The organism is Nafulsella turpanensis ZLM-10 (genome assembly GCF_000346615.1).
In the GTDB taxonomy this organism is placed as follows: Bacteria; Bacteroidota; Bacteroidia; order Cytophagales; family Cyclobacteriaceae; genus Nafulsella; species Nafulsella turpanensis.
Window position 1 is genome coordinate 1 of the sequence record NZ_ANNU01000047.1, and the last position, 21,490, is coordinate 21,490.

Consider the following 21,490-nt stretch of genomic DNA (forward strand, 5'->3'; position numbering starts at 1 on the left):
GCTTCGGATGCAGGCCTATCTTTGCTGATAAGCGGAAAGGCTGAATTCGCTCTCACTATCATTTCCCTTCCTCCTTCCCTGCTGCTGCTGTTTCCCTTCTTTTGAGCACCTGTCGACACCCCCCTGTCTACAGTTTTATACCCTCAGCACCCCTTCAAGGGCACCTTGTCTACCCCCTCAACCCTGTTGAGGCCCCTGCATAGCCAAAAAGGCTGTCGACAGCCCCTTTTGCAATGCTTTCTTGCTAAAGAAAGCTAAAGAAAGCACCATAGGTAGTCGACATTTTGACTACAAGCTCTTTTTACCAGCAGACTTTTCTTCCGGTTCTCACAAGATTAACCTTTTAATGATAGAAACAACAGCTAAATTTTATAATGCTTTTTAAGGACCTCTACAGGCATTATGTGACTGGTCCTCTCTAACTCCTGTATGTTTGTATGGATGGGGCACAGGTACTGTTCTGCCACTCTGCTGAAAGCAGCAAGCATCTATTCTTCCAAACCCTCAGGAAAAGAAATGCTTAGGTGGAAGAAGGCTACTACTGGTAGGCTCCCATTTAAAAAGTAGACTGGCTGTCGACAAAAATGAGCCTCCTCCTGTTATTGCAGGCCTTCTTGTAGACAAGCTGTCGCCAGTTACCGGACTATGGGAGAGACTATTTAGCAGGGAGGATGTGCGCTGGAAAGGCAGGGGTCGTGCGGCTTGTAGTGCAGCGGGGCGGAACGAAAAATCGTGCGAGGCTTGCGTGGGCTGGAAAAAGCTTGTGAATGGAGAGAGGAACGAGCGGAATGAGCAGGCTTTTCCCACAGGGCCTGTGCGACGGGCCGGAATAGCTAATCTAAACTGCTTAGCTGCCAAGCATCAGTAAACATTCCCTATTCAGACCAGCTGAAATACAAGCGACATCTATTCAAAACTTACTTCCTACACAATTCCATCATCACCTTTTTACCCCTCCTACCTTATCATCACAAGTAAATAGATGTTAAGTTCATTATATCAGAAACTTGTTTATCTGTATCCTCGTTTATACCTTTAGCAACAGGATAAGAAGCAATTGTATTTACCTACTGCTTCTTCACCATAATTAAACAGCAATGGCTTCTACAGCATCACTTGTTAAAAAAACAATAGCGCGAATAAAACCAGGTACCTTATTTGGCTACAATCGGTTTAATGCTACAGCAATAGATGAGTCTGCTCTGGCAATGGCTTTAAGCCGCCTTACCAGTCAGGGTGAGATTGTTCGTTTGTCGAAAGGCAAGTACTACAAGCCAGAGCAATCCAGGTTCGGGCAGTTAAGGCCCAGGGAATCTGTTGTTGTTGAGGCCCTAACAAACAAAAACGGGGAACAGACCGGTTATCTCACCGGGATTAACGTATACAATCGCCTGGGACTCACTACTCAGGTATCCAATGTCCTGGAAATCGCCTCTAAAAAGCCGCTCCCTCCCAAAAATATCCAGGGATATAAGGTAAAGTACCAGAAACGAGACCTGAGCAAAATCAGGCGCCAGGACATCCCTTTACTTCAGTTGCTCGATGCCATTAAAGACATTAAAACCATTCCGGACACTTCGGTTGATGACGCCCTGCAGGTTTTAATAGAAAAGATTGATAAGCTTACTATCAATGAGCAAAAGCAGATGGTAAAGCTGGCCGACAGCTATAATGCAGCCACAAGGGCCTTACTGGGAGCTATGCTACAACAATTGGGCAGCCCAGTTCCCACCCAAAAGCTTTCCGACTCTTTGAACAAACTTACCAAGTACAATATAGGCATCAACGAAAAGCTGCTACCAAACAGGGCAGCATGGAATATCCAATGACCTTTCACAACTCAGCCGATTTTCAGGATGCAATCCGGGCAACGGCAGTCCATTTCAATATGAGAGATATCTTTATAGAGAAAGATTATTGGGTCACGCATGTTCTGAAAAACCTATCCAACTCAGCCTTTAAAGATAAAATCATATTTAAAGGTGGCACCTCCCTTTCCAAAGCATTCAATTGTATCGACCGTTTCTCAGAGGATATTGACCTTGCAATTCTGAAAGAAGGCCAGATGACCGACAACCAGCTCAAAAAACAGATGAAAGCTGCAGAGCAGGAGCTGACACATTTGCTTGAGTATTTCAGGCATCCCAATGAAGAGAAGCGAGGCAGAAACCGCAAAACCTTTTACAGGTACCCTAAAGTACTTCAGGAAAACGATTTTGGTCAGATAAGAGAGCATATACAGCTGGAAATTAACACTTTCACCAATCCTATTCCATTTGAGGAAGGCACCATCAGAACATATATATCCCAGTTTCTGGAAGTAAAGGGTTATACCGACCTTATTATAGCCTATCAATTAGAGCCCTTCCAAGTCAGGGTCCTGAAGAGAGAAAGAACATTTTTCGAAAAGCTCATGTCCCTCATCCGCTTATCCTATAGCGGCCCTTCCTATTTAAAAGACAAAATCAGGCATTTCTACGATATGCGTATGTTACTGAATCAAGCGGACCTGGGCAGTCAGATTTTGACAGAAGGAAATTATCAGCTCATTGACTTAGTGATGACCGACGATGAACAGCATAACATTTTTTCAGGAGACTGGCTCCATTTACCACTTTCAGCATCTCCGCTGTTCGCAGACGTTAATGCTAGCTGGAAAGAGCTTAATGATACCTATACCCGGGAGTTGTCTCAACTAAGCTGGTCCGACAGCATTCCTTCATCCCATGAAATCATTGAGATGCTGGCTCGCATCAAGACTTACCTGAAAGCATATGATAGTTGCAGGAAATAGACGATATTCGTTTCTATCATGTTGGGTGCTGCTCATCTTTACATGTTCATTTTTAGGCATTTTATGGACATAAGGTAATATATGTCCAATCACTGAACAGAACAAGCAAACATGTTCAAAATAAATCAAGAACTGAACACATCGCTGTTTCATGTCCATATTTTCTCTATTGACTTTCTTCTGGCGAGATGGCCGCTATTTTTACCTATCCCGGCACCTTAACGTAAAGGGGCTATGGGAGGCAGGGCAAGGGTCGGGCGGCTTGTAGTGCAGCGGGGGCGGAACGGAAAGGCGGGCGATGCTTGCGTGGGGTGGGATAAGCTTGTGAATAGAGAGAGGAACGAGCCGAATGAACAGGCTTTTCCCACGTGGCCTGGTGCGGTGTGCTGGGGTAAACACGGGAAATAAATTACTTCTCTAAAAATCTCCTGGACCAGAATAGTTCCAGGAACCAGCAACTTCCTTTCCCTACCCCCCTTAACAAGAGCCTTCACTTTAGGCTTCTACCTCTAAAAGTGTTACAATTCGATAGCTGGCTCTAAAATGCTGTTGAAGCCTTAGGCTACTACTTATTCCGCTTGCCTAGCTTTTGCTCATGCATAGCCGTAGAACAAAATAGATGATCTTAATAGTATGGTGAGGGGTATAATAGTAGAGCAAAAAGCGATGAGCTTTGCCCAGAAAAGCTAGCTTCTCTTCAGTTCTTCCACGGTAGGGCTGTTGTTCAAGAGAAACAGCCACAGACAGGAGTTCTGCAGATTTCTTATCTGCACGTTCTACGGTATGATACCTGTAAAAGTAATCCAGCATTTCCAGGTAATGCTGTTCTGCTTCAGGTGTAATCTCTACGATATAGTCCGATGTTTCTTCCTCACTTCCACCTCTTCCTGAAAGGCTTTGATATTCCTGCTCTTTCCATCGGCAACAGACTGCAGGGAAGCCTTGGCTCTTTTCACCAACTCTTCCTCTGCCGGTTCAGCCATTCCTTTTTCCTGCTCCTGGTCTAACAGCTCTCTGAGCCGGGCAATCAGGGCACCATCTTCAATGACTGCTAAGCGGGCAATCAACTCCAGTTTCTCTGCTTGTATATCCATATGTTTCCGGCTCTTTAAAGAGAATGGTTTGACCAGACAGGTAATTGAACCCCACAAGTTTCTCTCAACAGTGCTGAGAGATTTAGAGTCCTATTTCATATTTCAAACCAATGAGTAGGAGCATGAGGTCTAGAGCCACTCAACTTTGGGTTAGCCTTTCTTCTCCATCATCTTCTCCAGCAGGGTAATCTTCTCTCTTTCAGCTTTCAGCAGGGCATCATACAGTTCTACAATCTTATCAATAGGATTGAAGTTGTATTGATATGCTACATTCGATGAATTATCCTTAAAGGTATTAGCTATGATATTGACAGCTTTCTCTTCATTAAAGCTTTTGATGGCTTCGGCGGGTACGCCTAACTGCTGGGCTACTTTTTCCAGGAGTTCGGGTTCTAATCTTTCTTTCTGTTCCATTTGTGATACGGCCTGCTGGGAGAGGCCCAGTTCAAAGGCTAAAGCATCCTGTTTAATGCCGAGGATTTCCCGGATGCGCTTTACATTTTTTCCTTCATGTACTTTCTCTGGCATGGTGGCGGCTTTCATAACGACAAGTTTAGATTAAGTTTTTATGGTATAAAACAAGCAGGTGCCTGTAAGCTACAAGGACTGCTGGTGGGATACCAGCCATCAACACACTTCCTTTACAACAACAGCCGTAACAACAGTTCGATGGCAAGATAAGAAAAAATGAATATAAGATGCTACACCCCTTTAAATTCAAAAGATTATGTACACCTCCACTTATCATCTGCCTGCTGCGCTTCAGCAGAAGCTTCGGCAGGCCCTGCAGCTGATGCAGGCACAAACGCAGGCAGAGAAAATCCTGCTGCTTTCCCTGCCCTCTTCCTTAAAGGACACTTCTGAATCGCCCCAGCCCTACCTTGACCGGCTGAACTTTTTAATCCTCCTTCCTGATGCTCAAAACCAGCAGCGAAAAGAACTGCAGGAAAAGCTGGAAGAAAGCTGCCGCAGAGCAGGCATTCCCATCAATGCCCTGGTGCATACCACCGCTCAGTTCCGGCAAATGCGGCAGCTCAACCCTTACCTCTTTCCCGAACTACAAAAAGAAGGCATCCTGCTTTATGACAGCGGCAGCACTCCTTTAGAGGAACCCATCTCCTGCCCCCTACCTCCTGCTACCTTGGCCCGGCAGCATTTCCATCGCTGGTTTTCCCTGAGCCGTGCTTTCCTCAGGAGTGCGCAGTTTTCTCTTTTCAGGAAGGAGCTTCGCCTCTCTGCCTTTCTGCTCCACCAGAGCCTGGAGCACAGCTATACGGCCATTCACCTGGTCTTTACCGGCTACCGTCCCACCACGCACAACCTCGACAAGATGAGCCGTTACACCAGCCGCTTTTCTGCTGCCCTGGCAGGTATCTTTCCCCGTCATACCCCCGAAGAAGTGCACCTCTTCCAATTGCTCAAGCAGGCCTACTGCCAGGGTCGTTATGCCGCTGATTTTCCAATAACGGAAAGAGAGTGCCATATCCTTTTGAGCAGGAGCCGTAAGCTGCTGCTCATGGCCCGCTGCCTGTGTCAAGGACAAATCCTTTCACTACAAAAAACGCATCAATCTTTTACCCCTGAACCACTACTGCCGTGAAAATGCTCTTTAAACAAAAGCCCTGGGAAGGCATGCAGGTGGCCGAGGCACGGCTCCAGCTGCCCTGCCAGCTGATGATGCTCTGCAAAATATTGGAAGTAGAGCCCGATCAACTGATTTACGACTTTCTCTCCACCCTGGCAGCAGAAAGCTTCGGCCGGAAAGGAGAAACACGCAAGCTGCTGCAGGACTACTTTATCCTCTGCGGCTATGGCCAGCAGCATTATACCGAAGCAGATATCCGCAAAATGATGGAAGAGCTTCAGGCAATCGGCACCCTCTGGCCTGAGGGAGCCGGCCGAAAAGTAGTAGACAAACATACCCGCTGGCGGAATATGTACCACAGGTACTGGTACCGCAAATGGTACTACAAAATGAGAAGAAAAGAAGTGAGTCCCCTTCACCACAAATAGCCACCGTCATGGAAAAAGACACCAAAGAGCAAAAAATCCTGCTACTGCCCAAAGACTCTCCCCTGACACAAGAGGCGGTGGAGAAATTCAACCAGCTCATCAGCTTTTCCCCTCCCCTGGAGCTGCGGGAAAACCTGATGGAGGTCTACCTCACCTACATCATTTTTGCCCAGGAAGCCCCGCCCCTGAACTTCGACCGCATTGCTGAAAATATGTACTGGCTTATCCAGTTCTTCCGGCAGGTGGAGGAGGCGATGCAGAGAAACGATGAGTTATAAACAGGGGCCGGTGTCATTCATGGTAGTGCACATCAATTTGCGATACTCTAGAAATAAATTTCCTGCTTAAATTATGTAGAGCGTCACCTCGTAATAAGCATATTTATTACCTTTACTCCTATAACTAAGCATGGAAAGCATCTCACCTCAATTCTCTTAAAAGATACTTCCTTTTGGTCGGTTAAATGAGTAGAGAATTCTCAGCTAACAAACTACAAAAAACTGCATGATAGAGAATAGCGATTTTGACAAAAAGTCATTAAAAGTAGTTCAGGGTAGTTCTCCTGACTGGAATGAGTTGGCAAAAGATTGTGTGGCTTTTGCTAATGCATATGGTGGAGAGATACATATAGGAATCGAGGATGATGAAGAACAACCGCCAGCAAAACAAAAGGTAAAGGATGCAACCATAGAGAAAATCAATAAAATAATTTCTCAACGAACTATAAATGTTGGTGCCTCTGCCTCAAAGCAGCTCGCTGAAAACGATGAAATGGTCAGTAATGAGGTTTTAATTGCTCAGGGGGAAAATAAAGGAAGGCGTTATTATATCGACCAAAAGAGCCTTAAATAATTGATACCTGGTCGATATCTGGTCGATATTTTTCTACTACCACCAATACATTAAAAAGTTCACTCAAGAAGGTACAATGGCTGGTAATATACTAATGATAGGACGAGAAGTCTATAGGCAATTCTCTATCCTTAGCCTCAACCTCCTTGTGAAACAGCCCGTTTTCCTGCAACCATAGCGTTTAATGGTGTGTCTGAATTCTCCTCAACAGCAAGCACAGGGCTAGCTATTGTCTGACCTTACATAGGTCCGAGAGTTCCGGGAGAACCTACTGAAGTATATTTTAGCTACATCATTTTCACCAATGATGCTCCTCCTATCAATTTCGACCGTAATGCGGAGAATATGTACTGGCTTATTGGTTTTTTCAGGCAGGTGGATGAGGCGATGAGAGAAGAAGCGTAAACACAGCTTGTGGCCCTTATTAAACCCTTCTTTAGCATTTCCCATTTCAGCAACACACTCAGCCCGCTTTCAAAAAACAGCGCGCTCAGGGTGAGCCTTTTTTATGGGAGTGGTTTAGCAAAGATAAGTTAGAGGAAAATGAGTCTTTTTATGAAAGCCTGGATATACTTGCTGTTATCTCAGCTTCCTTCTTTTTAGCGGACGCAGGTAGCTCTGCACTTTAGCCTGCTTTTCCATTTCGGTTAAGGGGGTATTTCGACCTTCCTCCACCCATTGCAGCAGCTCCTCCTTATTGAAATAAAGCCGTTTCCCTCTTTTCATGAAAGGGATTTCATGCCTGGAGGTTAACTGGTATAAGGTAGAGGGAGAAATTCGCAAAAAGGCGGTAGCATTCTGAACCGTCAACAGCTCATCCTCAGCGGCTACAGCCTTCCCTGTTTCTTTTTCATGCATCAACTTATCAATTTTACGCTCCAGGGAATCGAGCTGCTCCATGATGAGCTGAAATGGGTTGGGTAGATTTTCGTGATTATACAGCATGGGCAATGGTAAAATAAAAAATAAAGCAACAGGTCGGTCAGGCACAAGAGTTATGGCCTTTCCCATTTTCAAAAAATCCGGCAGTTACCTCCTGCAAAAACTTCTAAGACACAGGTGATACTTCCGTAGGCATAGCTCAGCAAACAGGCTGACACCTTTCCCAGACTACAGGTTTGATGCAGTTCAGCCTAACCTTACTATATTAAAAACACAAAAAAGCCTGGCACCCCTACCTCCTGAATTGAATAATTTCCTTTACACCCTCTTACACATAACTTCCACAGCCTGCTGCCCGGACTGAAGGGGCCACGGACATTCCGGCAGGAGGAGTTGCTACGAGGATGAGCGCCTCCCGGAATGTTGGTGGCATGCAGAGCGGAAGCGGAAAGGAAACCTGCGAAGCCTTAGCGGAGCGGGTTTCCGTTTGGCTGGAGCGGGGGCAGTTGAGCCTGATGTTTCCCACTATCAAATGACTGCCTGTTAACTTGCCAGATATTCACCCTGAGAAGGGGAAGGAAAAACCCTTCAATGACTGACAGGAAGAAACTCATTCCGCAGGAATGAAAGTACTGACCGTGACCGGTAAACCAGCGAAGGTTCCGCGCCTGGAACTTCAAAAGGAATAGACTTTCCGGCTTCGGAGCAGAGCGCCCGATGAGTTGGGTTCTTGCATCAAAAGCCCTGCCTTTCAAGCCTGGTAGCCCTTTGAATTTCTGCAGCCTCTCAATGTACATTTTAAATCGCTTCCAGGAAGAATTTATTCTTTAGAATTTATTTTACGGAAAACTCCCAGAAATCATTTAATAGTTGCTCTTCTATTTCTTCTGTTTCCGAATTATATCTCTTTTTCACTCCAAGCCCCATATACCCTTTATTACCAATTGCAAATGATACGCCGCCTGAACGTCCTAAATATCTAACATTAATATCCTCATCTACTTCCACCGGAATTGCCCGGACTTTCCACTGATCTTCAAAATGATCATAAACATACAAGTCTGACTGGCTTTCTACATCCGTTCCAGCCATTCCCGGATCGGTCCCATACCCCATTCCCAGATAGGTCCTATTCTCGATTTGAAAACAGACCATCCCTGTTCTTTCCGTTTCCAAACCATTTTTATTTCTGAAAGGCTCCAGCCATTCCCAATCACCTTCAGGAATATTATATCTCAAAACAGTGCTGGAAAGAACGTTCCCTGATTCAGTTCCTCCGACAATGTACCCTGCACCATTCAGGGAAAAACCCGAAGCAAAGGCAACATTGGGAGCCTGAAATTTGGAATAGGTCCATTCGTTAAGATCGGGGTCATAAACCAACAGATTTTTATTTAGGTTTCCTCTTCCGCCACCCAGATAGGCTTTGCCACCGGATGTAAAAGAAGTTACCCCTTCACATCCTAAATACCTCCATTCATCCTGCGGCGATTCGATGGAAATCCAGGAATCCTGGGCCGCTTCATATTTCCATAAGCCTCCGCAATACACATATGCTATATTTTCAATAACAAAGCTGGTCGCTCCGCTGGTTTCTATTGGAAAATCCTTTTTGCGACTCCAGCTGTTGGCTCCCTGGTCATATTCCCATACTTCCGTACCTCCCACCAGATACCCTTTATTATTAAGCGAGAAGCCAGTGGCATTCATTTTCGACACCCCTGGAAAATCGGCCATCCTGGCCCAGTTTCCCTGTTTTGTCCTGAAGGATATTTCATTTGCATAATATACCTGATCATTCATTTGAATGTAAGCGCGCGCATAATAGGTAGTACTACCTTTCAGCCCTTTCACAAGCCCTGAAAAAGCATAATGAGCCTTTCTTTTCCCAAGGCTAACCACTTTAGAATGCTCCATAGAATTTTCCTCTTCAGCAGACCATACAAACCCGTGGTCCTGTATTCTATCAATAATTAAAGGTTCCTGGTCTTCATCAATGTGCGCATCAAGGAAGATATAGTTCATCTCCGGATCAGAGTGCTGGCTGGTTACAAAGGCAGGCTCCATTTCTACCATACCCTTATCGTCCAAGCAGGAAACAAACAGGGCAGATAGCAGAAGTATTGAAGAAAAAGCTAAAGTTCTCATAAAATAGTTAAGCTGAACTTCTAATTTATTCAGTGAAGGAAGAGTAGACAGGTATTGAGGCCATTCCATTTTACTCTAGGAAACTGAAGCCGATTCCGAACTGAAGTCTTACGCCTGCCCCATTATACTTTACTTCCTTCTCATTCTCATCCAGAAGGAAAACATCATGGTTCTGGTTTAATAAAAGCTTTGCCGGCGTTTGTATTTCATACCCACATTCAATTTTTGCCAGCCAGTATCTATAACCTGTTGTCAGGCTGATGGTTGGCTGAATCCCATGAGTAAAACTATCAAAGTTCACTGCCTGAAAATCATATTCACCAGGTATCTGGTACTCGAAATCGAACTCAATCGTATTTATATTGAAGAGGTAACGCAGGGAACCATTTAAAACCAATCCCTTTTCTTTCACGATAGGAAGCCCGACTTCACCTCCCACTGTGTTTGTTCGGATCAACTGGTCGAAGCGAAAGCGACCGGAATAATCGTTGTAACTAACCCTGCTTCCTGTAGAACTGTGCCCTAAGTACAGCCCGAAAAATCCGGGCTCACTGGAGAAATAAAACCCGCCGGAATACATCACATATCCTGGAAAATCAGTTACTAAGCGGCCTTCTACCGGTAATGAATTTAAAACAAATGCGTTGTATGCTTTCAGCTGATTTAGCTGATAAGTAGAATAGCCTACGTTCAGGAAAATGGAAGAGGGAGTAACCTCCTGGGCATACCCCTGCCGGACAATAGCAAAGAGCATAAGTCCACTCATCAGGGCTAATCCAGCGAAAGAATGTATCCTTTTGAACATACAAGCTTATTATTCAATATAAAAAAACCATATCTATGAGTATTTCCTATCCGGATATTCCGCGACTCATCGGTAAGCAGATTGTATACTTCGAAATCCACCTCCTTTTCGTTTTCCTGCGGAATGTACTGACCCAGCAAATGATGATGCGGGTCGTAGCTTACACTATTACTTTTATTCCATTCCGACTTCAAAGGAACCCTTTTAAGCTCCGTACCACTTTGAGCATCTACAATACTGAACCAATCTGTATAAATGAGGAGTAAGCTATCCGCTGCATACTGCCTTACTCTCCGAAGGTTTTCGGGTTGATAAAGAGGACCTACTTCTACATAACTTCTTCCATTCCAGGTATGCAAAGCTCCCTTTTTGTACAATTGGCTGCCATCCGGTGAAATCATGTGAATTCTATCAAAGGTCCTGTGCCGGATGGAAAACGAATGCATATCAACAACAAAATTACCTGTAGAAAGCTCGAGCATTAAATGATTGCTATCATTCACAAACATACCTCGATAAGGTTTAAGCACGGCATCTTTATTCTCCAGATCAGTAAAAGAATAGGTTTGTTGAACGGCAAGAGTATTGAGATCAATTTTCAGAAGTACATCATCGTAAGCAGCATAGGCCCATTGCCCGTTTGGCGAAACGGCAAAGGCAGAATTATTTTCCAGCCCCAATCTTTTTTCAATGAAATTGGTCTCAGCTCCAATCATTATCAGAGAATCCGGAGTCCATTTACCGCTTTTATTAAGCGCATAATATCGATTCCTTGTCCTATCGAAAAAAGCAGTATTCAGTAAAGAATGTACTTTGTCTCCCTTGTAAATTTCAGTGGTAAAGCTTAACATATTTCTTTCCTGTTCAGATTTAGGAACTATCTTTAGCTCGTAAAGGGACCATTCCCCAAAAACAAAGGAATAAAAATGAACAGTATCCGAAGTATTTGTTAGAATGGCAGGTGAATAACTGTTTTTTTGCCCAAGCTCATAATGTCGCAGGTTTTCATGGAAAGGACTTTTCTCCCAAACCAGTTCAAGGTCGTTATCAGCTATCCACTGCCACCTTAACTTCGTATCGATGGCAAAGGCATAGGTTTTATCACTAAAATCACTGTACTGGTCTGAGCCTTTTACGCGTATTTTGTAGAGCGCCTTTCCTCCTATAAAAGCACTATCTGCAATTTCCATTTCCGACTGCTCAGCAACGGTAAGCGTACCACAGAGGTAGTATTTTTCATATCTTGAATCAAAGCAATATTTTTCCAGCTCATAGGCCTGAAAATTGTTGTTCGGGTAAGGTGACCAGCGGAGCATCAGCGTACCCGACTCAGGATATATTTCCTCAAACGCTACTTTCCCTGGAGGAGTTTTATCCATGAAAATCGTCCACTCCTTTTTTACTTTTTGAGTTTCTACTCCCCCTATATCTGCCAGGCTTCCACTACCACCGGAAATAGTAAACTCCAGGCGTAAAGGATAATAACCAGTAGGAAACGTGCGGGCATCCACCCAAAAGGCATAAGCTTCAGGGGAATCAGTAGAAACAGGCTCTTCATCTAAAAAAACCTCCAGTTTCAGGATTTCTTTAGAGCCAGATTCAATTCTGTATTTCACCAAAGTTTTGGTAAACAGATAGATGGTATCCCCAACATCCGGAAGGCTTAACTGAACATCTTCTGTAGTGGGAGGAGCAACTACTTTGAAATACTCATCTTCCAGCACATAATCGCACCCTAGCAAAACCAGCAAACACAATAAATAAACAGGTTTTTTCACTATTGCTAACTCTTAAAGTAGAAGAACTAATGGAAGGTGAAGTCTTTAACCGGGACTCTTCATACCACCAAATTCTGCCGTTAAAGTAAAGGATAGCTATACGTTAAAACAAAAACTTGTAAGAAAAAACATAAAAAGGAACAGACTCCCCGTGTGTTAGGGCTGGTTTATTTAGAGCTTTAATAAAAGGGCTTTGGCTCATTAATTATTCCTGACACCAGGAAAAGTTACTTTTAATTCGGCCAGGAACTGCGAACGCAGCTAACCTTTCGGCTAATTCTTCGGAAATAGGCCTGCCTTTTACGGCTTCCTGTACAACAGGACCAAGAGCAAAGGGGCAATGTACTGCTGCTTTGCTCTTTAATTGGCATGAATAAGGGATAGAAAAGAGAACGTTAATACACTTCCGTTGCGCCTTTTCCACTGATAAGCAGGCCATCCTTTAACTGGCAGGGCGGGATTAAATCCTGCCCTCTTTCATCATTTCTATATTATAATAAAACTAATTTTTTTAACAGTTTTCATACACCAGATGGCATTGTTAAGGCTTGTTATTTACCTTGGGTTCCAAAGCATCCGTCCATGAACATCACCACATCCTCCAAGGAGGTAAGCCATCGCCCTAAAAAAAGCTATTTATCTGCTTTAAAAAGGAAGTTACTTATAAAACCCATCCTTGAAAACCTGCAACAGGACAGGCCTTTGACAGTAGGGCTTCTTATGCTGCTTATTTCCGCACTGCTTTATAGCTTTACCTATCCATTGCATATCAGCTCAGGCGATGTATTTTCTCACCTGTTCTTTATCCATTACGGGATAGCGATTATCTACCTCCTTTACCTGATGTTTACAAGGGAGCTGCGCCTGCTCCGGCTTTTCCGGGGCAAGTCCAAACCTTACCATATCCTGCTGCTACTCCAGTTCAATATCAGTGCTTATGCCCTGAACCAGACGCTGCCGGTCTTCCAGGAGTCAGTAAGCTGGCTCAGCATTTTCCTGGTAATGGAAAATCTCCTGCTGGCCTATTGCCTAATCACTCCTTCCATACCCAAAAGGACCGCTTCTTTTTTGTTATTCTTTGTGGCTTTTGCCTTGGTGTTCAACCTTTACCAAAGCCTGCTCATCTTCCCCTATGTAGTTATCGGCTTGCTTGCCTCTCCGTTCCTGGGGATTTCCCTCCATGCCCTGGTGCCGCTTGCTTTTGTGGCCGTGCTTGTTGTACTCATAAGGGACCTGCTTAGGCAGCAGGGAAGCTGGATGGTGTTGGTCTCCGGCTCCGCCTGCTGTTTTATGTTGATGGGTTATTATGTATATCAGTGGGATAAGCTGAACCAGAAGGTAAGCCAGGTTCAGCACCAGCAACACATCCCTGGTACTTCCGCTGAGCTTCCGGACTGGGTCCGGCTTGCACAGGCACTCCCGGATGACTGGTTTACGGAAATGGCCCTGAAGAGCGGGCTGGTGTACCAGGAATCCAGGGAAAATGACAGCTGGTTTGACCAGGGCTTTCGCTTTGAAGGCAAAAAGCTGCACGACCCTCTCTTAACCATTGCTGGTATGTTTCAGGGAAAATTAGCGCTGGACAGGGAAAGCCGGATTAAAATCCTGGATGCGCGCTACAACCTGCGACATGAAACTGCAGACCGCTTCTGGTCCGGCCTCAACTTAAAGACCAGTGATGTAATCACGAATGTGCAGCTTTTCCCTGCCTACAGGCTGGCATATACGGAAATAATCCTGCGCATCCGCAATGAATCGCAGGACCAGAACTCCGGCTGGTTCAGCCAGGAAGAGGCTTTATATACCTTCCAGCTTCCGGAAGGAGGAGCCGTTTCTTCCCTGTCCCTGTGGATTGAAGGGCAGGAAGCAAAGGCCAGGCTAACAACCAAGGGAAAAGCGGAGCAGGCTTATAACACCATTGTAGGCCGTGAGGCAAGAGACCCCTCCGTGGTTTACTGGATGGAAGGCAACAAAATCAGGGTAAGGGTATTTCCCTGCACGCCCCGGGAAGACCGGCAGTTCAAGATTGGCATTAGCTCTCCGCTCAGATTAGAAAACGGACAGTTAAGCTATAATAGCATTTTCTTTAAAGGCCCCGCTTATGAGGGAGCCCGTGGCTCTGTTAATCTCCTGATAGAGGGCACCAACAAAGTGCTTAACAGCAGCCTGGAACTATCCAGCAATGGCAACAGCTTTGCCTGGTCAGGGATGTACATCCCGCAATGGACAATCACTACCCCTGCGGTAGCACTGGCTAAAAAGCCTTTCTTTTACCAGGGCAGCTCCTATTCCGTTCAGGAACTGGAAGCAGGATATACCCCTTTCCACCCGGAGCATATTTACCTGGATTTACATAATGGCTGGAGCAGCGATGAAATAGATGAGATTGCGGCAATTTTCCCTGGCAAGCCATTCCGGATACACCATTTCCTCTCCGGAAGGATGGAGCACATGGAGCCGGAAGAAATAAAAAGGCTTTTGGCTGAAGGCCAGCTACCGCAATTTACGCTTTTCCCCTTTCACAAAATGGAACAGGCAGGCCGGTCGCTGCTTATTACCAAAGGCAATAAGGCAACGCCGAATTTATCAGACATCGAGGGTGCTGCTTTTAGCGAAAACTTATTCAGCCACATCAGTAAAGCGGAGCTAATCAGAGTCTTCGATTTGAATGACACACCGAACGATTACATTCGTTCGCTCAAGGAGTTTCAGGTACTCCAGTATGCCAGTGGCTCCTTTAGCCTGCTGAAGGAATTTTACGAAAATAAGCGTTTCCCCCTAGTTTACAGGCAAGAGGAGGCTGTTGCCCTTGCTCCGGCAGGCATGCTTATTGCCAGAAGCAGTGGGACGGATACGACCATTTCACAGACTGAAGCAAGGGCACCTGACCACCTGCTGCGCTTATTTTCTTACAACCAGGTGCTCAGAAGTATCGGCCGCAATTATTTCAACAAAGCATTCATCAATGATGAAATGATAAAGGAAGCAAGCCTTGGCAATGTGGTGACGCCCGTATCCAGCCTTATCGTGCTGGAAAGCCTGAAAGATTATAAGCGCTTCGGCATTGAGGAGGATAAGAGCTCTCTGGGGAATGCAGTCATTGATTCCTCCGGGGCTGTTCCCGAGCCGCATGAATGGGCCCTGATTCTGCTCGGACTGGTTTTCATCAGCTGGCTATGGATAAAGAAGCCTTTCAGCTTATGATTGCCCGCACAACCGGCAGAAGCCGGGCGATGCTGCCCGTTTTGGCCATGGGCTTGGTAATGATTCTGTTCTTTTTCCTGCACAAGCCTACTTACATCCTGCACCAGGACACCTTCTTCTGGCTGGGACTCCTGCTGCTTCCATTCAGCCTGCAATGGAAAAAGCAGAAGGGCGGCAGGCGCTTCTTTTGGTTAGCACTCCTTTGCGGCCTGCTTTCCATTCCCTTTACGACTACCTTTGGGGTATACTGTATGCTGGTTTTTGCCCTGCTGTTTCTCCTGGAACAGTGGCGGGCTAAGCTGAGTATCCTGCTGCCCATACACCTGCTCCTGCTCTCTCCTGTTTTCCCGTATATCAGCAGGCTCATAAGCTTCCCCATCCGCCTGGGCCTTTCCGAGGCCGCTGGAGACATTCTTGCCTTGGCCGGCTTTGATATCCAGATTTCGGGCAACCTTATTCAACTGAACGGCAGGGACTTTCTGGTCGACAGCGCCTGCGCTGGTCTATATATGCTCCGCTATTCCTTTCTTTTTGCCCTGCTCATGCTGGCTTATTTCCAGCGCCAGGGAAAATCCTGGAAGCTTCCGGAGCTGGCAGGGCTGCTGTTGCTGCTGCTTCCCCTTAACATCATGGGTAACCTGGTCAGGATTGTAATCCTGATTGTTTTCGGAATCATGCCGGAACACTGGTTTCATGAAGTATTGGGGCTGATAACCTTTTTTATTTACAGTCTGCTCCCTTTCTACTTTATCAGCAAAAACCTGGCAGGAAAAGAAAAACATACAGTGCCCGCATCAAGCCCGGGCGAGCAAAAAAACAGTCCGGGCATCCACTTCTATGGGGCCCTGGTGGTGCTATTCCTCTGCTTCAGCTTTATATGCTGGAAGAACGGCGCTAAAAGCCCGCGGCAGCCCGACACCACCCAATTACCGCTTACCGCTTACCAGACAGAGAGGGTCCGTGAAGTATACAAGCTCAGCAATGAGCGTGCACTGATTTATATCAAACCTCCTGTAGAGGCCTACAATGCGGATCATAATCCGCTGATATGCTGGCAGGGAAGCGGTTATGAATTTCAGCATATCAGCACCTCCAGGCTGGGGCAGCTGGAGGTTTCTATCGCAGAGCTCAAAAAAGAAGGCAGTACCCTCTATACCATGTGGTGGTACGACAGCGGTCGGCAGCAAACAGGCAGCCAGTGGGACTGGCGCTGGCAAACGCTCAACACCCAGGAAGCATTTTACCTGGTCAATGTCACCGCTGAAAGCCCTGACATCCTGCGGGCAGAGGCTTGGGCTTTCCTGAATCAGAAAATCATCCGATAAGCAGCCGGCAGTTTAACCTCCTCTCTACTGACCTTTGCAGGAGTAGTGCAGCGAACTGGGGCTTCCACCTCAAAAAGAATGGTTTGTGCGACTTAATCCAGCAGACTTTCGGCGACCTTCTTTGCCTTGTCTTCAAAGCCAAGCCGGTAGCTTTTGATAGCGATTAGAGCGGAAGCGGTGAAGCCTGTATATCTCCGAAAAAGATAGCGGTTCTAAGCATTTCCTTTTGTCCCACTCAACCTTACCTACTCCACTTATGAGTTTCTCCACACCCTCCTTCAAAACCATTGATGACTTGATTTTGATTTAGGATAATTAGATCCAAACCCTTATCTTCCCTTTATAAAAAGCAAAAAGTGGAAGGAATTACCTTGTTAGATGACCTATCTTAGTAAGCGCTTAAAAACTGGAGCATGGAAGAAATCATTAGTTCTTTCCTTTCTTTCAGCAACCACTATTGGCTTGACTTATCTTGTTTCTCCAAATGAGCAAAGCAGTGCAGGCGCAATGTTTTCCTACAACTTTAATTTCTTCTTCCCCATACTTTTTCTTTCTTCCCTTCTGGGGATTGCCTCAATCGTTTACCTGATTAGGTTTACCCGAAACCTGCATGAGTATGAGGTAAAATACCGGCAACAGAGAATTTGGGCTACATCAGTATTTTTGGTTCCGACCTCACTTCACATCATATACATACTATTCTCTTTAGCATGAATTGCATCACTTTTTAAGTATGAAGGGTAATGAAGAATAAACTTCCATTTTATTTTTTCTGGGATAAGAAGAGTATTCTTTGGTTATTAGGAATAGCTTTTTTAATCATCAGCTTAATCTCTTTCGTTTTTATTCCGGAAATGGTTTATTCTTTTAAACTGAAACAGTTGAAGGGAGAAACCAAAGGACAGGTTATTTCTATCAAAGAAAATACCACGATGCGGCAGGGGCGATATGGAAATAAAATTGTTGTTGAAAGTTACTTAGTTAATTATCAATATATGGTAAATAACCATTTATATTGGGGGCAAAATACACTCTCAGGACTTCCAAAGGTTCAGTATGCATTAAAGAAAATAATAGATTCTGAATTTAAAAGAACGGTTAAGGTAAGATATGATATTGAAAAGCCTTCCAAAAGCATGATTGCCTTAGAATATCTCTTTTTGAATGAAAGAAAGCATCCTGCCACTTTTAATTTTAATCTCTCCGCTATTTTAAACAATAAGTATATGGCTTTTATTTGAATGGAAGCATTTTTGGAAATTCTTTATTGCCAACGCCATAGTTCTGGTTGTAAGCTCCCCTGAATTAGAACTGGCTCAATTTATAAAATCCTACTATTATCAGGTGGTTAATTGTGGTAAAGTTGATAGACTTTTCCACAATTAACCACCCTCTTCAATTTTCATTCCCTTTGCATAGTTAATGGGTGATAGGCCTCCCAAGCTATCATGAGGCCTATGGTAGTTGTAGTCTTCCATCCACGTTTGGGTTATCTCCCTTACCTCATTGATGTTCTCGAAGAGATAAACATCTAACACATGCCTTCTATAGGTGCCGTTTAACCGCTCGATATATGCATTCTGCGTGGGCTTACCTGGTTGGATGTAGATGAACTCTATCCCATGCATCCTGCTCCATTCCTCCATTAGGGAGGCTATGAATTCAGGTCCATTGCGGTCCGCCGCCGCGGTCCATTCGGATACGCTCAGGCTTTTCCCTTCTTTTGATAAGGTGGTTTAGGACCCACACTACTCGGTTACTCTTCAGGGAATAATCTATTTCAACATGCAGAGCTTCACGATTATAATCATCCATTACATTAAAGGAACGAAACTTCCGACCATTCATCAGGGCATCAGACATAAAGTCAATCGACCAGGTGTGATTCAGCCTTGAAGGAACTTCTAAAGGTTCTTTTATCCGCTGAGGAAGCCTCTTCTTTGCCTTTCTTCTGATGTTCAATCCCAAGGCTTTATAAACTCTATGGACTCTTTTATGATTCCATGGCTTTCCTTCATTACGTAAGCGCCCAAATGCTTTCCAGAAGCCTTCTCTTGGATGCTCTTCAGCCTTTTGTTGTAAGGCAGCCACTATGGGAGAATCATCCCTCTGGGACTGGTAATAATAAACAGATTTGCTCAGCTTTAATATACGGCACGCCCTGCTGATACCGCACTCGACTTCTTGATTTATCTCCTCTGCTATCTGCTTCTTCTGACAGGGCTTTAAAGCTTTTTTTCGATGATCTCCTTGGCTACCTTCAAATCAAGGGCTAGCTCGGCATACATATGTTTGAGCTTTCTATTCTCTTCCTCCAGCTCTTTAAGTCGCTTTAGCTCACTGGCATCCATGCCACCATACCGCTGACGCCATTTGTAAAAGGCTGCTTGGCTGACGCCATATTCCCTGCTGATCTCAGCAGCTGTTTTTCCTTCTTCAAACTCTTTAAGAATCTTTGCAATCTGTTGGGGTGTAAATCTTTTTTTCTTCATAGCTGACAGTTTAAAGCCGACGCGGCGCGGTTAAGTACATTTTCTCTACTTTTAAACCGTCCTATTTTCAGGGGAGCTTACATGGTGATTTACCTCACTTTGACTATTCATCCTGCTTTTCTTGATTTAGGCCATGATGGGTATGGACTCAGGCGATTGTTTACAATTGTAGGGGCTATTTTCAGTCACATAATACTAGGAGCGCTCTTTGCCATTGGTTACCGGCTCAAAACAATAGCAAAAAAGACAAATAATTAATTGAGGTGAAGAATCATCAACTACTAAAGGCCACCGGTCACAGACCATGGAATTTACCAAAGGAAAGCTGGAAGTTCTATCAGGAATGGAATCAGGCAATATTTATGCACTGGCAGGTTGATACGCAGGAGTTAAAAAAGCATGTTCCTCCCGACCTGGAAATAGACCTTTACCAGGATCATGCATGGGTTTCAGTAGTTGCCTTTACCATGGAAAACATCAGACCCAGATACCTGCCACCCTTTTCTCCGATTTCCTATTTCCATGAGGTCAACATCAGAACCTACACCCGTTTCAATGACAAAGCAGGTGTGTATTTTCTGAGCATGGAAGGAAGCAAATGGCTATCCTGTAAAGTAGCAAAAGGCATTTCTGAATTGCCCTACCGCTATTCTAAAATGCAAAGGGGTCAGGGTATTTTTAAATCAGGAAATGCAGCAGCTAATGACCATTTATACATTGACTATGCTGTCGGCAACAAAGTAAAGGAGAAAAGTGAGCTGGATAAGTGGCTGACAGAGCGATATGCCTTACATCAGGATTCCGGTAAATCAGTCAATGAATTTGAGGTACACCATATCGAGTGGCCTATTCAACAAATAGCTATCGAAAAGCTGAAAGTCTCTTACCCAAAATATGATAAGCTCCTCATAGGTGAACCCCTTTTACAGCATTATTCAGCAGGTGTGCAGGTGCTGGCCTGGGGAAAGAAAAAATTCAAAATATGAAAAAAGAGTTTAAACTAAAGGCGAACGAAATAAAAAGGCTCCTTCCTCCTATGGGAGGATGTATGGCTACGGATAAAATAACCGTGGAAGGACTCCAGGTGAGATACATGTACCGGGAAGACCCCTTCAATGAGATGGATAGTGGCTGGCGCCTATTTTCCGGAACAGAATCGCAGGAATATGTGGATGAGCCTTCCAATACAGAAATTTATGACCTGAATACGATAGCAAACTATGACAGGGCAATCATACCCTACCTGACATCTCCCATTGGCACTGTTTTAGAAAGGTTAGCTGATTCCGATAGGTTTATTAAAGTTAAGGAATAATCGTTTTGCGATGTCCAGTGGGGCCACCTGCTGGAAAAGTGGAGTCAACTAAAAATGATATCGCATGAAAAAAGAGCAGTGCTTACTAAGGTTTATCCTCTCCGTTAGAACAAGCCTACCAACAAAACTTCTGTTTCTTCTCATCCTGTTTTCCCATCCGGCACAATCACAGGGCTTAGCGATTATCACCTCAACGGTTGCAAAGAAGGGTGAAAATTCCTTTGCTCATTCTTTAGAAGAAATCCACAAAGGAGATAGGTGGGGATGGCACTCCGGTAAAATTGGAAAAGCTACCGCAACCTCTACTTTAGGGTCGAGTAAGGTAGCTGGCTACGGTGTGAAAAACCTGCATGACCTGGATTTAGCAACGGCCTGGATAGAAGGTGCCAGCGGCTATGGCGCCAGGCAATCCTTTTCCTTTGTTTTATCCGCTGAAGAACCATTTAACTATAAAAATTTTAATGGCGTAATTGAAATATTCAATGGTTACTGCAAATCTGAAAGCATTTGGAAGGCAAACTCCAGGGTAAAAAAGCTAAAAATGTACTATGAAGATATTCCAGTGTGCCTGGTTGAACTAGCGGATACCTGGCAATACCAATCGTTCGATATTGGCCATTTCTTCAAAAGTTACCGGTATCCCGATGCTCCCTTTCAGCTTAGCAATGGGAGCAGCTTAAAATTTGAAATCATAGAAGTTTATCCCGGAGAAAAATATAAAGATGTGGCAGTATCAGAGTTTGTAACGCCCAGCTATGGAGGCGGCTGAAGCAAAGCATCCTTTAGCA

The 21,490-nt window shown here is 44.7% G+C and carries 20 protein-coding genes and 1 pseudogene; 13 read left to right on the forward strand and 8 right to left on the reverse strand.

All coding sequences use genetic code 11. The features are described from left to right. The first annotated feature begins 1,097 nt into the window (after nt 1-1,097). Together F752_RS0117410 and F752_RS0117415 are read left to right on the forward strand one after the other, a co-directional pair. Complete coding sequence (locus F752_RS0117410; protein ID WP_017733029.1) at nt 1,098-1,829, forward strand: DUF6088 family protein; 732 nt, start codon at nt 1,098-1,100, stop codon at nt 1,827-1,829. After that, a complete protein-coding gene (locus F752_RS0117415) occupies nt 1,814-2,794 on the forward strand; it encodes a nucleotidyl transferase AbiEii/AbiGii toxin family protein (protein ID WP_081604596.1) in 981 nt (326 codons plus the stop codon). Before F752_RS0117410 ends, F752_RS0117415 begins: the two co-directional genes overlap by 16 nt. A gap of 582 nt (nt 2,795-3,376) precedes the next feature. On the opposite strand, the gene F752_RS26290 is transcribed toward F752_RS0117415, so the two are convergent. From F752_RS26290 to F752_RS0117435, 3 genes are all read right to left on the reverse strand, one after another. After that, nucleotides 3,377-3,604: a hypothetical protein gene (locus tag F752_RS26290; protein ID WP_017733032.1), complete on the reverse strand. Its 228-nt coding sequence runs from the start codon at nt 3,602-3,604 to the stop codon at nt 3,377-3,379. A 35-nt stretch (nt 3,605-3,639) separates the two neighbouring features. Beyond that, complete coding sequence (locus F752_RS0117430; protein ID WP_017733033.1) at nt 3,640-3,888, reverse strand: hypothetical protein; 249 nt, start codon at nt 3,886-3,888, stop codon at nt 3,640-3,642. A gap of 150 nt (nt 3,889-4,038) precedes the next feature. Beyond that, nucleotides 4,039-4,431, reverse strand: a complete 393-nt coding sequence (locus tag F752_RS0117435) for a helix-turn-helix domain-containing protein (protein WP_017733034.1) — start codon at nt 4,429-4,431, stop codon at nt 4,039-4,041. 184 nt (nt 4,432-4,615) lie between these two features. On the opposite strand from F752_RS0117435, the gene F752_RS0117440 reads away from it, so the two are divergent. From F752_RS0117440 to F752_RS0117455, 4 genes are all read left to right on the forward strand, one after another. Then, nucleotides 4,616-5,488, forward strand: coding sequence for a HEPN domain-containing protein (locus tag F752_RS0117440; RefSeq protein ID WP_017733035.1), 873 nt, complete (start codon nt 4,616-4,618; stop codon nt 5,486-5,488). A gap of 2 nt (nt 5,489-5,490) precedes the next feature. Then, nucleotides 5,491-5,901 carry a hypothetical protein gene (locus tag F752_RS0117445; RefSeq protein WP_017733036.1) on the forward strand — a complete coding sequence of 137 codons (411 nt, stop codon included), beginning with the start codon at nt 5,491-5,493 and terminating at the stop codon, nt 5,899-5,901. Nucleotides 5,902-5,909: 8 nt separating this feature from the next. Beyond that, nucleotides 5,910-6,179, forward strand: a complete 270-nt coding sequence (locus F752_RS0117450; protein ID WP_017733037.1) for a hypothetical protein — start codon at nt 5,910-5,912, stop codon at nt 6,177-6,179. Between the two features lie 226 nt (nt 6,180-6,405). Further along, nucleotides 6,406-6,753, forward strand: a complete 348-nt coding sequence (locus tag F752_RS0117455) for an AlbA family DNA-binding domain-containing protein (RefSeq protein WP_017733038.1) — start codon at nt 6,406-6,408, stop codon at nt 6,751-6,753. A 579-nt stretch (nt 6,754-7,332) separates the two neighbouring features. On the opposite strand, the gene F752_RS24490 is transcribed toward F752_RS0117455, so the two are convergent. Further along, nucleotides 7,333-7,764 carry a helix-turn-helix domain-containing protein gene (locus tag F752_RS24490; RefSeq protein ID WP_017733040.1) on the reverse strand — a complete coding sequence of 144 codons (432 nt, stop codon included), beginning with the start codon at nt 7,762-7,764 and terminating at the stop codon, nt 7,333-7,335. A 275-nt stretch (nt 7,765-8,039) separates the two neighbouring features. On the opposite strand from F752_RS24490, the gene F752_RS26855 reads away from it, so the two are divergent. Beyond that, nucleotides 8,040-8,171 carry a hypothetical protein gene (locus F752_RS26855; RefSeq protein ID WP_262491833.1) on the forward strand — a complete coding sequence of 44 codons (132 nt, stop codon included), beginning with the start codon at nt 8,040-8,042 and terminating at the stop codon, nt 8,169-8,171. 298 nt (nt 8,172-8,469) lie between these two features. Here F752_RS26855 and F752_RS0117475 read toward each other — a convergent pair whose 3' ends face one another. The 3 genes from F752_RS0117475 to F752_RS0117485 all read right to left on the reverse strand — a co-directional run bounded on the left by F752_RS0117475 (nt 8,470) and on the right by F752_RS0117485 (nt 12,366). Next, nucleotides 8,470-9,711 (reverse strand): Kelch repeat-containing protein, encoded by a 1,242-nt coding sequence (locus tag F752_RS0117475; protein ID WP_160164130.1) that lies wholly within the window; start codon nt 9,709-9,711, stop codon nt 8,470-8,472. Between the two features lie 142 nt (nt 9,712-9,853). Next, nucleotides 9,854-10,588, reverse strand: a complete 735-nt coding sequence (locus tag F752_RS0117480) for a hypothetical protein (RefSeq protein ID WP_152425191.1) — start codon at nt 10,586-10,588, stop codon at nt 9,854-9,856. Then, entirely contained in the window at nt 10,555-12,366 is a 1,812-nt protein-coding gene (locus tag F752_RS0117485) for a hypothetical protein (protein ID WP_152425192.1), read from the reverse strand. Before F752_RS0117485 ends, F752_RS0117480 begins: the two co-directional genes overlap by 34 nt. 582 nt (nt 12,367-12,948) lie before the next feature. Here F752_RS0117485 and F752_RS0117490 point away from each other — a divergent pair. The 3 genes from F752_RS0117490 to F752_RS0117500 all read left to right on the forward strand — a co-directional run bounded on the left by F752_RS0117490 (nt 12,949) and on the right by F752_RS0117500 (nt 18,136). Beyond that, nucleotides 12,949-15,570, forward strand: coding sequence for an XrtN system VIT domain-containing protein (locus F752_RS0117490; protein ID WP_017733046.1), 2,622 nt, complete (start codon nt 12,949-12,951; stop codon nt 15,568-15,570). Further along, nucleotides 15,543-16,895 (forward strand): exosortase N, encoded by a 1,353-nt coding sequence (xrtN, locus tag F752_RS0117495; protein WP_017733047.1) that lies wholly within the window; start codon nt 15,543-15,545, stop codon nt 16,893-16,895. The genes F752_RS0117490 and xrtN overlap by 28 nt, the downstream gene beginning before the upstream one ends. Before the next feature lie 743 nt (nt 16,896-17,638). After that, nucleotides 17,639-18,136 carry a hypothetical protein gene (locus F752_RS0117500; RefSeq protein ID WP_017733049.1) on the forward strand — a complete coding sequence of 166 codons (498 nt, stop codon included), beginning with the start codon at nt 17,639-17,641 and terminating at the stop codon, nt 18,134-18,136. Between the two features lie 141 nt (nt 18,137-18,277). Here the strand turns inward: F752_RS0117500 and F752_RS25870 are convergent. Next, nucleotides 18,278-19,387, reverse strand: a pseudogene (locus tag F752_RS25870) (IS3 family transposase). A 263-nt stretch (nt 19,388-19,650) separates the two neighbouring features. On the opposite strand from F752_RS25870, the gene F752_RS0117520 reads away from it, so the two are divergent. The 3 genes from F752_RS0117520 (at nt 19,651) to F752_RS0117530 (ending at nt 21,471) form a co-directional block, all read left to right on the forward strand. Beyond that, entirely contained in the window at nt 19,651-20,373 is a 723-nt protein-coding gene (locus tag F752_RS0117520) for a YqjF family protein (RefSeq protein WP_040664830.1), read from the forward strand. Then, nucleotides 20,370-20,702 (forward strand): DUF2185 domain-containing protein, encoded by a 333-nt coding sequence (locus tag F752_RS0117525; RefSeq protein ID WP_017733053.1) that lies wholly within the window; start codon nt 20,370-20,372, stop codon nt 20,700-20,702. Before F752_RS0117520 ends, F752_RS0117525 begins: the two co-directional genes overlap by 4 nt. Nucleotides 20,703-20,766: 64 nt before the next feature. Next, entirely contained in the window at nt 20,767-21,471 is a 705-nt protein-coding gene (locus F752_RS0117530; protein ID WP_017733054.1) for an NADase-type glycan-binding domain-containing protein, read from the forward strand. Nucleotides 21,472-21,490: the final 19 nt, after the last annotated feature.

Excerpts from the sequence above, each read along its gene's own strand:
- F752_RS0117525 (WP_017733053.1), top strand. The coding sequence starts at position 20,370 with ATGAAAAAAGAGTTTAAACTAAAGGCGAACGAAATAAAAAGGCTCCTT.
- F752_RS0117445 (WP_017733036.1), top strand. The coding sequence starts at position 5,491 with ATGCTCTTTAAACAAAAGCCCTGGGAAGGCATGCAGGTGGCCGAGGCA.
- F752_RS0117450 (WP_017733037.1), top strand. The coding sequence starts at position 5,910 with ATGGAAAAAGACACCAAAGAGCAAAAAATCCTGCTACTGCCCAAAGAC.
- F752_RS0117455 (WP_017733038.1), top strand. The coding sequence starts at position 6,406 with ATGATAGAGAATAGCGATTTTGACAAAAAGTCATTAAAAGTAGTTCAG.
- F752_RS0117480 (WP_152425191.1), bottom strand. The coding sequence starts at position 10,588 with ATGTTCAAAAGGATACATTCTTTCGCTGGATTAGCCCTGATGAGTGGA.
- F752_RS24490 (WP_017733040.1), bottom strand. The coding sequence starts at position 7,764 with ATGGGAAAGGCCATAACTCTTGTGCCTGACCGACCTGTTGCTTTATTT.
- F752_RS26855 (WP_262491833.1), top strand. The coding sequence starts at position 8,040 with ATGAGCGCCTCCCGGAATGTTGGTGGCATGCAGAGCGGAAGCGGAAAG.
- F752_RS0117435 (WP_017733034.1), bottom strand. The coding sequence starts at position 4,431 with ATGAAAGCCGCCACCATGCCAGAGAAAGTACATGAAGGAAAAAATGTA.
- F752_RS0117500 (WP_017733049.1), top strand. The coding sequence starts at position 17,639 with ATGAAGAATAAACTTCCATTTTATTTTTTCTGGGATAAGAAGAGTATT.
- F752_RS0117530 (WP_017733054.1), top strand. The coding sequence starts at position 20,767 with ATGAAAAAAGAGCAGTGCTTACTAAGGTTTATCCTCTCCGTTAGAACA.
- F752_RS0117415 (WP_081604596.1), top strand. The coding sequence starts at position 1,814 with ATGGAATATCCAATGACCTTTCACAACTCAGCCGATTTTCAGGATGCA.
- F752_RS0117490 (WP_017733046.1), top strand. The coding sequence starts at position 12,949 with ATGAACATCACCACATCCTCCAAGGAGGTAAGCCATCGCCCTAAAAAA.
- xrtN (WP_017733047.1), top strand. The coding sequence starts at position 15,543 with ATGGATAAAGAAGCCTTTCAGCTTATGATTGCCCGCACAACCGGCAGA.
- F752_RS0117440 (WP_017733035.1), top strand. The coding sequence starts at position 4,616 with ATGTACACCTCCACTTATCATCTGCCTGCTGCGCTTCAGCAGAAGCTT.
- F752_RS26290 (WP_017733032.1), bottom strand. The coding sequence starts at position 3,604 with ATGCTGGATTACTTTTACAGGTATCATACCGTAGAACGTGCAGATAAG.
- F752_RS0117475 (WP_160164130.1), bottom strand. The coding sequence starts at position 9,711 with ATGGTAGAAATGGAGCCTGCCTTTGTAACCAGCCAGCACTCTGATCCG.
- F752_RS0117430 (WP_017733033.1), bottom strand. The coding sequence starts at position 3,888 with ATGGATATACAAGCAGAGAAACTGGAGTTGATTGCCCGCTTAGCAGTC.
- F752_RS0117410 (WP_017733029.1), top strand. The coding sequence starts at position 1,098 with ATGGCTTCTACAGCATCACTTGTTAAAAAAACAATAGCGCGAATAAAA.